We start from the raw sequence: 9,922 nt of genomic DNA, 5'->3' as shown, positions 1-9,922 counted from the left end.
TTCTCGTGAAATTGAGCAAGGATACAGAGAAATACTCAGACAATCCAGCATTGCAGTTGATGAGAGTCTTATTTTAGAGACTGATTTTACCACACAAGCTGCATATGAGAGGATCTCTTCGATTATTGATAAAGGAATTAAGTTTGATGCGGTATTTACGAATGATGAGATGGCATGTGGTGTAATTCGTGTACTGCATGAACGCAAGATAAATATTCCATCTGATATTGCTGTAGCTGGATGTGATGGATTGCCAGTTGGTATGCATATTATGCCTAGACTGACCACTGTTATTCTTGATTACCACAGGCTTGGCAGAACAGCAGTTGAACATCTTCTAGATAATAGGGAAAAAACATCGTCACCATGTCGGATTAAGCTGGTGCCTGTACTGGAAGTGAGAGAAAGTACTGTTAATAATCAAAAGGAGAGGCAAAATGGCGTATCTTGAGAGGGCTGAATCTGACAAGAGAATTAGTAAAGTAAGAGAGCTATTGAAGGAAAAAGAACTGGATATGGCACTGGTTTATTATGATGAATTCAATATTGGCAATGGCTGGTATTTGACTGGATGGTGTCCACAATTTGAAAGTGGAGCAGTGCTTATTCCAAGAACAGGAGAGCCTATGTTACTTGGTGGTCCTGAAAGTGAACCCTTTGCGAAGCTTGATAGTTCTATAACCGAAACGCGAAATTTCCCTGTTTTTATGGTTCCTGATGAAGAATATCCCAATGCCACAATAATTGATTTCCCTATGCTTTTTGAGGAACTGAATTCCAAACTGGGAACTGTCAGAAGAGTAGGACTGGTAGGAGCAGGAAGGATGCCTGCTGACTGTTTCAAGCAAATAACAGATGGATTTAAAGGTGTTGAGCTTGTGGATATAACGCAGGATTTTGTTGAACTTAGATACATAAAATCATCCTGGGAACTTGAACAAATCAGGCAGGCATTTAAGCTTGCTGATTTTTGTTATGATGCTATGAAAAAGAAAATAGCACCTGGTATTTCTGAAATTGAGATCGCGGCTGAAGGAGAATATGCGGCTCGAAGTCGAGGAGCTAGTGGTTTTGGATTTAGTGCGATCGTTGGCAGTGGAAAACGGTCGAACGCAGTTGTACCAACAGCAAGTTCTAAAAAACTAGAGGATGGAGAGATGGTGATGCTCGGCATTTCTCCTAAGGTTCGAGGTTATGCAGGTGTTGTTGGCGATGTATTACCTGTTTCAGGTGTATATTCAAAAAAGCAGAAAGAATGCCTCAATTACCTCAAAGAAGCTTTCAACTTAACTAAAGAACAACTTGTTCCGGGAAAGGTTGGAAAAGAAATTGACGCTCCTGCGCGTGCTTATTTTGGAAAACACGGACTTTCAAAATATCTCGTTTGTCCATTTGCTCATACTATAGGACTACACGAAGCAGAATCACCATTTTTCGGACCAAATAGTGATGATGTCTTAAAACCTGGTATGGCTGTCTGTATTGATGTGAGTTTTTTCGGACATCCGGAATTTAATGGTGCAAGAATAGAAACAGGGTATGAAATCACAGAAAAAGGAGCGGTGCCCTTGAGTTCAAAGATGAACAAGCTCTTTGCTCAGTAAAAGGATTATAAAAAATGAGGATGAGAAGATGACAAATAATATTGGAGATGGACATTTCACATGGTTGGTACCGGATGGAGATCTGCCGCCAAAAGGAGATGGAGATTTGGAAGGACATGAAGCGCTTATAATATTAAATACTGGATCTCGGGAAGCTAACATCAAAATAGATGTTTACTTTGAGGATAAGAAGTCAAAGAAGGATTTGCCTATTGAAGTAGATGCAGAAAGAGTTCTTTGTATAAGACTAGATAGGCCCTTACCAGTCTCAGGTTATCAGATTCCCTTTGGGCAATATGCGCTTCGAATTAGAAGTGACCAGAAAATAGTAGTGCAATTTGGCAGACTGGACGTGCGTCAGCCAAATCTTGCTTATTATTGTACCATGGCCCAACCTGTGAACAAAAGAGGATGAAAATCATGATGAAACCAACCGGCAAAAATAATAAAGGGTTTATTATTTCCAGTTCTGGAAGCCCGGATGCTGTTATTGTTATAGCCAAGAATGCGCCAGCACCAGTACGTTTTGCAGCGCAGGAGCTTAAATATTTTCTCGATCGTATGACTGGTAATGATTTTGATATTGTTAATAAAAAACCTGTGAAAGGTAGATCAATAATTCTGGGAGATTGCCCATGGTCAAGAACTGCAGGTATTGATCCTGACTCTGTAGAACGCGATGGTTATATAATACATATTAGCAGTAAGACCGTCTTTATAGCAGGTAAAGATGATGAAAGTAAAAAGAGTAAAATCCTTTTTACTTTCAATGCTATTAGAGATGAGGAATTTATACCTGCAGTCTGGGATTTTGAGCGCGGGACACTATATGGAGTGTATTGGTTTTTGGAACATCTTGGTATCCGATGGTTTTTCCCCGGAACTAAGGGTATGGTTGTGCCTGGCAGAAAGGATATTACAGTAAAACCACGTAAATTTACTGATGAACCACATTTTGCATTGCGGTGTGTTTTACCGAACATGTGGACTAAACCCAAAGATTTACCATCGAAGAACCAAGCTTTATTCCCACAAGTCTTATTTCCGTCTGAGTATAAAGATCTTGCATGGAGCGATAAGGAATATCGTCTGTGGCTGTTACGTATGCGAGCTTCAAGCATGTGGATGGCTTTTAATCATAGGCCTAATCGGCATTTTTGGGAAAAGCGTTTTGGTAAGAGTCATCCAGAATATTTTGCAATTTCTAAAAACGGAAAAAGAGATTTGAAACAACATTCTCCAAGAAGAGAATTTAGCGGGCATCTTTGCTATTCGGAGAAAGGAGTCTTTGAAGAAACAATTAAGGATATTGAAGCCTATTTTTCAGGTAAGCCAGTACAGTCGCGTATACCGTTTATTTCAACTTTGCATAATAAATACAATAAGGGGTGGAGTCCATATGGAGCGTATGGAGATACATTTACTCTGCTTCCCCATGATTCATATCATCTTGCTGCATGTCATTGCAAGAAATGCAGATCGCTTACAGATGACAAGGCGTCCTTTGAATCTCGACACAGTAAACTAATATGGAACTTTGTAGCGCGTGTCGGAAAAGAAATTGAAAAAAAATTCCCTGAAAAAAAGCTAACCTGTCTGGCATATCTGACATTTACAGAAATTCCAGAAGGACTAAAAAAACTTCCTGATAATATTATAGTAGGTATTTGCCCTTATAAAACATGTGAAATCTATAATTTGATTAAACATGAAGAATATAACAAGTATCTAAATTTAGTTAAACGTTGGCACAGAATGATCAGTAATTCTTTGATATATTATATTCATTACTTACCACGTATGTTGGGAGTGTTGGGAGGAACTTCACAAGCAGGTATTCCCTCTTATATGCCTCATTTTCTCTCAAAATATTTTAGAGATATTGCAAAATATGGTAAATATGTTTTTATTGAGGAAGATAGAGATGGTATTATATTAGAACATCTGAACAGATACATTATATACAAGCTTCTATGGAATCCAGAGCTGGATATAGATGTTCTTATAGACGATTATTTGCAAAATTTCTATGGTCCAGCAGCAACGTATATTGGGAAAATACTAAAATCAATAGAATCACAATATGTACAAATGAATTTAGAGAAAACAGACCCTTTTCCAATACAATCCGATATATACGAAAAATATTTTACAGAATCATTAACAGCAGAATATCGAAGCTTGGCTGATAAGGCTATTAAGCTTACTAAAGGAACGCGATATGAAGACGCTACAGTTTTATTTTCTCGCTATTTTGTAGGTGCGCTTGAAAAGGGAAGAAGAATGTTTCTTAATAAAGTTCAAAAAAGGGCTAAATGAGAAAACTATAACATAAAAATAAAAGGGGGAGAGATGAAAAAATTATCAATAGGAAATAGTATCATGGGGCAGATTTTTATAGCACTAACCATGTGTTTTCTTTTTCTTGGGTTTGGCAGTTATAGCTGGGGAGAAGAAAAAGGATTAATAGCGTTCTGGAATTTTGATGGAGGGGGAGGAAGTATAACTGAGGATGTCTCAGGTAATTCCAATCATGGAAGAATTCACGGAGCGAAATGGGTCAAATGCGATTTTGGCTATGCCCTAAAGTTGGACGGAATAGATGACTACATTGATTGCGGGGAAAATATAACACGAAATATAAAAAACAGCAGCTATACAGTGGGGTTCTGGGTTAAACCTGCTCTTACCACAGGCAGCCATTGTATGATGTCTTTTGAAAATATGAGAATTGAACTACAGAGAGGTAAGGTCATATTCATGCAAGGTTGCCCCAGTTTGGATAAGGGCTATAGAATAGCTGGTGGTCAACTGCTGCCAAATCAATGGTATCATATCGCAGGAGTTTTTAATAAAGACAAATCCTTGAAATTATATATAAACGGCATCCTTCAGCCAGCAAGTACAACAAAAGCTCACACTCCAGCAATGATAACAGGAACAATCTGTATTGGAACTGTGCCTAAAGCTAATAGCAGATTTTTTGCCGGCATCATTGACGAAGTTAGAATTTACGAAAAAGCTTTGAGCAAGGAGGAAATTAACAATGACTGTTCAGTTCGATTTGGAGTAAGCGCAGATCCTCATTTACCGGGAAGGACGATGCCGCCCCGCGAAGATCTTCTTGAGGATTATGTTGATGCAATGATGAAGTGGAAGCCGGATTTTGTTATTGACTTAGGAGATTTTGCGGTACAGTGCGGCGCTCCCGGATTTGGCAAGGTTCCAACTACTCGAGAAAAGCATGACGGTCAGTTGAAAGGGCTTATTCATCATACTTCTGTTCTCTCAAGACTACCATGCCCTTATTACCTTGTAATAGGCAATCATGATATGGGATTCTTTGAAGGCGGTGATGAGAAAATTACACCTGAAGATCTATATAAATCCACTCATCATGCAGAAGATATTACTAAAGATGAGGTTGTGGCCCATACAAGGATACTGCATAGATATTATTCGTTTGATATAAAAAGGTATCATTTTATTGTTCTGGATGGAAACAATAAGAGACCGCCAGGAGTGCCAGCAGGTAAGGATGGAGGGGGTTGGTACTGGATTGATGATACGCAAAAAGCATGGTTAAAAGAGGACTTAGCAGCTAATCGTGAAAAAATCAAATTGGTTTTTTGTCATGAAGAGTTGCATTGCATGCCGCCTGAATCTGTCGAAGGAGAATATGTCCCGCCCTCGCTGACCAACGCTGGTTTTATACATAATGGATGGGAATTAAGAGAGATGTTTACGGCTGACGGCAAGGTGTTAGCTTGTTTTTTTGGGCATAAACATTGTAATAAACAACTTGTTCTTGGAGGTGTTAATTATATCACTTTCGCAGCGATGTTTTGGTGGGGGAATTATGCTAAGGTAACAATTTCAGATAAGTTATATATAGAGGGATTTAGGTCAAAAAAGGTATCTTTAGAAGAGGTTAAAAAGAGCTGTCCGGAGGTGTATTGGAAGACAGCAATATTCCAATACCGCAACCCTCAAAGAAGCTATGTTATACCTACAACTTGTGATAAATAAAGCAAAATGATAAAATGAAGATGGGAGTGACAATGTTTAGTAAAATTCGTAGAATCCGGGGAAGCAAAATTTTGGGTTTTACCTTGCTTGAGTTGCTTGTTGTAATAGCCATCATAGCTCTTTTGGCATCAATGCTGCTTCCGTCATTGAGTAAGGCAAGGGAGATGGGAAGGCGGATAAAATGTGTTTCAAATCTTCGCCAGATTGGCCTGGCATTTACAATGTATGCTGATGATTATGATGGTTGGCTTCCTTTTTATCTTGAGACCTCCGGTGACTGCCTGTTCTGGCATCAAGAAATTAGTCCATATCTAGGGAAAACAACAAGTGAATACGCTGGAAAAGATTACATTAGATGCCCGACTTCTACGGGAACAGATGCTAGCTATGGAGCAAACTATTACGTTGTTTTTGGGCAGGGACCAGTATCAGCTCAGAACGGTTCAAGAAGGCTATATAAGGTTCCAGCTAATGTCTTTCTATTAGGAGACGCTGTGACGTGTGCAATTCACAATCCCACTCAGTATCCGCTTAATTCAGATCGGGATGGCGATGGTATAAATGATACCAATAGCTTCATGGCAGATATTTACAACAGGCTTTCCATCCGACACAATGAAGGGGCAAACTTTCTATATGCTGACGGACATGTGAAATGGATAAGTCTCTATGACTGGATAAAGAATAAAGATGGAATGTGGGGAACATATGCCCGTCCATAACAATAACCATAACAATAACAGGAGACAGATTATGTTAAAGAAGATTTTGATAGTAGTGATTTTACTTTTAGGTTTTAAGGGAGTAGGGGCAGAAGAGTTAGAAAAAGAATCTTTTCTTTATACCCAGGATTTTGAGAAGACTGACCCGGTAAAGGTATGGACACTTAGTAAGCACAAGCTTACGATAGACTTCAAAGGATTAACAGAGGAAAAAGCATATTCCGGGAAGAATTCCTTTAAACTTGATGTAACCTTTCATGAAAGCTGTTACTTCTACTGGTATATCCCAATAAAAGTTCCAGCAGAAGGAAAACTTAACTTCTCCGCTCGTATCTTTTTAGGAGAAGAGACTACTGGTAGAGCTGCTTTAGGAGCAGGGGTTACTTGTCCTGCCGGTTCTGGGTGTTGGCGTTTTGATTATGGGGAAAAAGGGGAATGGAAACTGATAGAGAAAGATTTAGTTAAGTTTAGCCAGGTATTAGTCAAGACGATAATCCGCGGGGGCTGGGCAGTAGGAAAAGAAAATGTTGGTGTCTATGTAAATAGGATCGGTATTTTCCTTTATGGAAAAAAAGGGGAAAGAATAGTAGTTTATGTTGATGACATTAAAATAGAGGGAGAAATTCCGACGGAAGAAGCCTATGAAGAAGATATAGAGAAAAGATGGACTCCTGCTAAGGAAAGAATTAGTGAGAAGATAAGTCTCTGGGAAAAAACTTTAGAGGAAAAAGAAAATAAGATTGCTTCTTTTACCAATCTTTCTCCTGAATCAGAAAAGATGAAAAAGGATGCAGAAGCAAAAATAGCCTCTCTTAAAAAAAAGGTGGAAAGAATAAAGAAAAAAGGTTCTATTCCTCTCCGTGAGCAAAAGGAGATAGATCTTTCATTGGAGAACCTCACAAATATGCTCAGTAAGATCAAATTATCACCTATATTGTAAAGAGTAAGGATTTGAAGAAAAAATGAAAGGGAAAATTACGAAAATTATTTGTGGTATTTTGGGGATTTTAATTTCTACTGTTGCTTTTGCTCAGGAAAATAAAAATAATATTGCCTTCCAGAAACCTTATAGTCTCTCTCCATCCCCGAACTATCCTCATTGTACCGATACCGGAGATAAGACTCAACTAACCGATGGTGTCTACTCAGCTGGAGTTGGTAGTTTCTGGACTCAGAAGACTACCGTAGGCTGGACTAGTAGACCAAGAAAGCAAGTTATTATCACGATTGACTTAGGCAGGGTAGAGCCAATAAAAGGCATCTCTTTTAGCACCGCTGCCGGTATTGCAGGAGTGAATTGGCCATTGGCAATTTATATCTTAGCAAGCGAGGATGGCAAAACATTTTTCCTGGTAGAAGACCTGACACAATTAGTTGAATGCTCTTTACCAAAACCCGGTGTGCATCAAACCTTCCGCTACAAAACTGATAAACTGGAGACTAAGGGACGCTACATCAGGTTATTACCATTTTGTCCCAGTAGCGATAACTATGTTTTCTGTGACGAGATTGAGGTTTATCGAGGAGATGCCTCCTTTCTGAATCTTCCTTATTCTGGAGAACCTGTAACTGCTGCTGGACTATTAAGTAAAAGGCAATTCACACAAAGTGGTTGCCGTCGTCGGTTCCGGTTAGACCTCAAAGAAGTAAAAAGTCTGATAAAAACCTCCAAACTTCATTCTCAGAATAAGAAAAAAGCACTCCAGGAAACAGAAAGTATCGCTAAGCAGATTAAAGAGTCTGATTATCCAAACCAATGGGAGGAGTTCAAAGCCATTGTTCCTTATAATCATTTGCATCGAAGAATCTTTAAACTTCATGCCAAAATTCTTTCCGCCCAAGGTTTCCCTTCTCTCTCTCTCTGGCATAAACACCGCTATGTACCTTTAACTCTTTTCGAAGAACCAATGGGTAGTTTTCCTAATCTAAAAGTAACAATGATGCAAAATGAATACCGTGCTGAAGTATTTAATCTTACAAATGCTTCAGAAGAAGACATAAAAGCCAGGTTTCAAATTAGGGGTCTGCCAAAGGGGATAAATCCTGATTATGTTCGAGTTTATCAAGTAGAATATGTAGATACCCGAGAAGGAATAGTCGTTGCCTCTGCTTTAACAGAGATAGAAAAAGAAGCTAATTTCTATATCACAGCAGTTCCCTCTGGAATGACCAAGCAAATCTGGCTCTCTTTTCATCCCAAAAAAGTTTCGCCTGGGGATTATCACGGTAGCATCCTCATTAAATGCGAAACATTAACCAAAGAAATTCCTCTTCAACTTTCTCTGGCTCCCATCTCTTTCCCGGAGAAGCCGGATTTCTGTTTTGGCATGTTCGACTATGTTGATGCATGTCCATCATCTTTCTTAGGAATAACCCCTCAAAATAGAGAAGCAGCCATTAAGGATATGAATACTCACTTCGTAAATGTTCCCTGGGGCAATTCCTGGTGGAACAAGAGTAAGACTATTCCCTGGCCAAAACAGGAAGATATTGATGCAGAAGGAAACCTTATTCAGGCTCCTGACTTCTCCAAATTCGATGAGTGGGTGAAGATGTGGCCGGATGCTCATTATTATATTCTGCTTGCTTGCATTTGCCCCACTAGTTCCTTTGTCGGCAAAGAAAGAGGCAGTCAAATTTTCAATAAAGCTGTAAGTCAATGGGCGGCAGCCTGGGCAAAGCATAACAGAGAAATAGGATTAAAACCAGGACAGGTTGGGATTCATTTAATAGATGAACCTAATACTGAGATTGCTTTTAAAGCTATTCTGGACTGGGCAAGGGCGATTAAAAATGGCACTTCAGAGATTTCTATATTTATCGATCCTACCGGGACACAGGTATGGGATATAAATTTTGCTAAAGAGACACTGGATTACTGCGATATTATCTGTCCTCTCCTCAGTACGTACTACAAGGGTGGTCAGAGATTAGAAGATTTTTACGATAAACTTCAGCAAAAAGGGAAAACTCTCTGGTTCTATAGTTGTAGTCTTTCGCCCCTTCACCTTGATCCCACTGGATATTATCGAGCTCAACCCTGGCACTGCTTCCTTCATAATGCAGTTGGGTCTATGTTCTGGGCTTATGGAGCCAGTGGCGATCCCAGCAGCTGGAATGAATATCCAGACATGGGAAAGATAAGTTGCACTCCTGTTTATATTGCTCCGGATAGCATTACTATCTCCAAGCATTGGGAAGCAGCCCGGGAAGGAATAGAGGATTATCAATATCTAAAAATGCTTAAAGATAAAGTAACAGAAATGAAAAAGCAAGGTCAAAAAAATCCCCTTCTCACTAAAGCCAGTCATTTTTTGGAAACTCTACCGCAAGAAGTGGTGGATAAGGCAGAAGAGAATACCCGGCTTGAGAAAGAAGATCGTTCCTTCATTGACCAGGCAAGGATAAAGATATTGAGATTACTTATAGAACTGAACAGAAATAACCGAAGTTAAAATTTTGTTAATTTAGTGGAAACTCCACATCTACGCTTTTGTACTGCTCTTATTTTCCCTTTATCAGGATAGATTCACCAACCTTCCTAAACTCAAATAATAAACATTGCTA

General features: G+C 39.1%; 8 protein-coding genes. All 8 read left to right on the top strand.

Annotation, left to right across the window (positions count from 1 at the left end; translation table 11 throughout):
* Positions 1-451: substrate-binding domain-containing protein (locus KKC91_01115; protein ID MBU0477157.1), on the top strand; the 451-nt coding region annotated here is incomplete at its 5' end.
* Complete coding sequence (locus tag KKC91_01110) at positions 438-1,604, top strand: Xaa-Pro peptidase family protein (GenBank protein ID MBU0477156.1); 1,167 nt, start codon at positions 438-440, stop codon at positions 1,602-1,604. The genes KKC91_01115 and KKC91_01110, both read left to right, overlap by 14 nt.
* Before the next feature lie 28 nt (positions 1,605-1,632).
* The gene (locus KKC91_01105) at positions 1,633-2,019 is read left to right on the top strand and encodes a hypothetical protein (GenBank protein MBU0477155.1); all 387 of its coding nucleotides are present in this window, start codon (positions 1,633-1,635) and stop codon (positions 2,017-2,019) included.
* 5 nt (positions 2,020-2,024) lie between these two features.
* Positions 2,025-3,923 (top strand): DUF4838 domain-containing protein, encoded by a 1,899-nt coding sequence (locus KKC91_01100; protein MBU0477154.1) that lies wholly within the window; start codon positions 2,025-2,027, stop codon positions 3,921-3,923.
* A gap of 33 nt (positions 3,924-3,956) precedes the next feature.
* Entirely contained in the window at positions 3,957-5,633 is a 1,677-nt protein-coding gene (locus KKC91_01095; protein ID MBU0477153.1) for a metallophosphoesterase, read from the top strand.
* A gap of 32 nt (positions 5,634-5,665) precedes the next feature.
* Positions 5,666-6,355, top strand: a complete 690-nt coding sequence (locus KKC91_01090; protein MBU0477152.1) for a prepilin-type N-terminal cleavage/methylation domain-containing protein — start codon at positions 5,666-5,668, stop codon at positions 6,353-6,355.
* A 31-nt stretch (positions 6,356-6,386) separates the two neighbouring features.
* Positions 6,387-7,295, top strand: a complete 909-nt coding sequence (locus KKC91_01085) for a hypothetical protein (GenBank protein ID MBU0477151.1) — start codon at positions 6,387-6,389, stop codon at positions 7,293-7,295.
* A 22-nt stretch (positions 7,296-7,317) separates the two neighbouring features.
* The gene (locus tag KKC91_01080) at positions 7,318-9,810 is read left to right on the top strand and encodes a hypothetical protein (protein MBU0477150.1); all 2,493 of its coding nucleotides are present in this window, start codon (positions 7,318-7,320) and stop codon (positions 9,808-9,810) included.
* The last annotated feature ends 112 nt before the right edge of the window (positions 9,811-9,922 follow it).

Source organism: bacterium (assembly GCA_018812485.1).
GTDB lineage: Bacteria > JAHJDO01 > JAHJDO01 > JAHJDO01 > JAHJDO01 > JAHJDO01.
The sequence above is the reverse complement of the archived record's forward strand: the minus strand, read 5'-3'. Positions and strand labels throughout refer to the sequence as shown.

Excerpts from the sequence above, each read along its gene's own strand:
- KKC91_01085 (MBU0477151.1), top strand. The coding sequence starts at position 6,387 with ATGTTAAAGAAGATTTTGATAGTAGTGATTTTACTTTTAGGTTTTAAG.
- KKC91_01090 (MBU0477152.1), top strand. The coding sequence starts at position 5,666 with ATGTTTAGTAAAATTCGTAGAATCCGGGGAAGCAAAATTTTGGGTTTT.
- KKC91_01105 (MBU0477155.1), top strand. The coding sequence starts at position 1,633 with ATGACAAATAATATTGGAGATGGACATTTCACATGGTTGGTACCGGAT.
- KKC91_01100 (MBU0477154.1), top strand. The coding sequence starts at position 2,025 with ATGATGAAACCAACCGGCAAAAATAATAAAGGGTTTATTATTTCCAGT.
- KKC91_01080 (MBU0477150.1), top strand. The coding sequence starts at position 7,318 with ATGAAAGGGAAAATTACGAAAATTATTTGTGGTATTTTGGGGATTTTA.
- KKC91_01110 (MBU0477156.1), top strand. The coding sequence starts at position 438 with ATGGCGTATCTTGAGAGGGCTGAATCTGACAAGAGAATTAGTAAAGTA.
- KKC91_01095 (MBU0477153.1), top strand. The coding sequence starts at position 3,957 with ATGAAAAAATTATCAATAGGAAATAGTATCATGGGGCAGATTTTTATA.